The sequence below is a fragment of the Caldisericum sp. genome (assembly GCA_022759145.1).
GTDB lineage: Bacteria > Caldisericota > Caldisericia > Caldisericales > Caldisericaceae > Caldisericum.
On the sequence record JAEMPV010000103.1, the window covers coordinates 1 to 3023 of the forward strand.

Here is a 3023-nt window from a genome sequence, read left to right on the forward strand (position 1 = left end):
TTCCGCCAACTTGTCTAAATCCGCTACATAGTAACTAAGGTATGCATCTGGCACATCATCCAACCTTTTGTTCCAAAATCTCAGTATTACCCTGACTTCCAGTTTCCCACATTCGTTCTCATATGCAAAAACTTTAGGTTCACCATTTTCCTCAAAAATCCTGCTATACCCGTCTATCTTTTTGTAATTGGCTGCATGCTCAGTGCCTTTAGGGTCAAGAAAGAGTATAAGGTATTTACATCCTTTCCTAAACCAAAAGATAAAGTCAGGTTTAAACTTTGCTATTCTGCTTGAACTTCCGCTGTAATAGGGTATATACACCTTGGCCAAAGTTTCATCAATCTTTGAAAACAGCCACCAATCACAGTCAAAAAGATGTGGGTTTTTGTCAAGCTTCAGTTATTTGTGTAAATTGCTTTTTGCTTTTTCACTTCTGTTTTTATTTTACCTTCTTTATTAACTTTACCTTGTCGAAAGGCAGGATTGCTAAGTAACTCAGAGTATCATAGTCCATTTCTCATTACCCTCCTTTCCCTTTTCTTTCATGTGCCTTCACGACAGCTCGCATAAAATCTACTGTTTCATCAACGGAGTGGTCAGCCATAGCAACATTACACCAGCGATGACCGTATCTTACTAGTCTCGGAGTATGATATATTTTATTCTCCCTTAGAGGAACAGTGTGAAATAATTGTAAACTTTCTGCTTCCCCTTCATCTCTCTTAGACTTCCTCCAAGGTGGTTGGAATACTTTTTCTCTATCTGGTAAAGCTATATTTCCAGGCGGAGCGTTCAATGGTGCACGGCACAGCGGGCACAACATTAGTTCAAAAACTTCGTCTTGTTTAGGAAACTCCAAACTTAACTTGTGGTTGTATTGTTGAAATACTTCCAAAATAGAATTATATGCTGTTAGAGGGTCTACATTATAAAAATTACCAACTACGGCAATTCCCAGGATAGCAAAAGTCTCTACTGAGTATTGTAATGTTGAATACTCCATTGCTGGTATAACACAGGAATTATTAGTCCAGTCTTCGTCTGTCCATTGAGCAAGTTCGTCTCTAATGACATACCACTTATCAAAAGGTGCACAATATACTTCCGGCAATTTGTGAACATCTCTGGGATACCAAAGTTCACCTTCTATAACAAATACTAATGATTTGTTATCTAAGATAATTGCTTCAACTTCTTTAGCATAATCCGGGGTTTCCATAGCTACAATAAGGGGATGCCACCTCAAATTTCTGTTTGAGTAGGGAGCTTTATCTGTTCTTCCTCTTGTACAAAGTGCATCTCGTTGTAGTTTTCCACCTGCTAGCCCAAGACCTGCATCTCTACTAAAATGAACTCTACCATAATTTGTTATAAAGTCTTTTTTACTTTCAGTTCTTGTTATTAAATTTGCAAGAACATCGCTAATACTCTTACATAGTTCTAATGCCTTTCTATCTTCTTCTGTTAATTCAGTGGCTGAAACAGTTCGACCTTTTGCCATTTCTCATACCTCCTCTTTGTTTCTTATTAAACTTTCCATTTTTTTCCGTGCTTCTACCTTCATTTTTATAATTTCCGAGACCTCGTTAATTATTTTTGCCGCAGTATCGTTATCTGTAGGAATAGGAATTATTATCTCATATAGTCTTTCTCCGATTGTAGAGATTGTGGCCTGAACGAAAGTTTTGTCTTCTATTTGTTTTTGCACGATTTCAGTATTTAATAAGTAAAGCAGTAAATAAGGGTGAAGCTCTTCGGGTTTTAAGCATTTAATTCTTGTTATATGGCTTTGAATAACTATCTTTTTATCTATCGGTGTAACTATCGCTGTTCTTCCTATAAGAAAAGTCCCGTCAGTAACTAACAAAATATCATTTTCTCCTATGTCTTGTCTTTTTTTATATTGCTGATAAACTTCTTCTGGAATGCTTTTTATAGGGTCTATCTTGATTTCCCAGTTAACAATATCAGATGTTCTTACAAAAGGAACATCACCCATTCCGTAGTATTTTGAACCGACTTCATGTCCTTTCTTTACCGATATTATTCCTCGTTTGACCAACTCTCCAATTGATACAAGCTTATATTTCCCTGTTTCCTCTAATTGCTTTAGTTTCTGTGCGGTTTCGGGATTATAATAGCTTGGAATAAAAATATGGTTTCTTATTTCAGACAATCTCACAGTAAATCCAAAGCGACTTGGCTGTAGATTACCATTTTTAAATTCTTTATATTTAGAAGCGATAATAGGCAGGTCATCATCTATTATCTTGTTTCCTTCACTGTCAACGATATAATTTCCCTGTTTATCCATCTTAAATATTATTTTGCCATTTTTATCATGCCCTACTCTTTCTGCAATAGCCATAAATATCTCATAATCTTCATCTTTATTTTTTGTCTTTTCTAAGAACAGAACGCTTGTTTTAGTGTGAGTGCTTGGAAGAAAAGTTTCAGGAGGCAGGCTAACTACTGCTAATATTTTTGCATTTTTTAGAATAAACTCCCATACATATCTACTGCTTGGGTTTCCAAAAACTCCGTCAGGAAGAATGATTGCCATCCTGCCACCTGGTTTGAGAAGCTGTAAGCACCTCTCTATAAATAGAATTTGTGGGACTTGTTTAACGACTGAATTAGTAATTTCCCACTTACCTGAATTATCTTTAACCCATTTATGCCCTAATTTATAGTTTTTGAGAATATTCTTGTCTTCAATAAATATTTTTGCCCCAAACGGCGGATTTGTAAGCACTACATCAAAGCTTTCATCCTTAATTTTCTCTTTCATCTCCTTTGACCAAGATTGTGGATAAAGTGAATCAGCACAAAATATATTTGCATGCCCATCTCCAATAATAGCCATATAAGCCTTAGCTACCTTAACTAAATCTAATTCTTTATCTATTCCGTAAATATTGCTAAAACTTTCTTTTCCCTTTAGCTGTGATAAAACTTCAACCAAAAAACCACCCGCTCCACATGCAGGGTCTATAATTCTTTCACCCATTTTAGGCTCTATC

3 protein-coding genes are annotated in these 3023 nt (G+C 35.8%); all 3 read right to left on the reverse strand.

Annotated elements, in window-relative coordinates; genetic code table 11:
- Window positions 1-330 (reverse strand): hypothetical protein (locus JHC30_06330; GenBank protein MCI4463768.1); only part of this gene is annotated, 330 nt, incomplete at its 3' end.
- Between the two features lie 190 nt (window positions 331-520).
- Window positions 521-1501 carry a hypothetical protein gene (locus JHC30_06335; protein MCI4463769.1) on the reverse strand — a complete coding sequence of 327 codons (981 nt, stop codon included), beginning with the start codon at window positions 1499-1501 and terminating at the stop codon, window positions 521-523.
- Window positions 1502-1504: 3 nt separating this feature from the next.
- Window positions 1505-3023 (reverse strand): N-6 DNA methylase (locus JHC30_06340; protein ID MCI4463770.1); only part of this gene is annotated, 1519 nt, incomplete at its 5' end.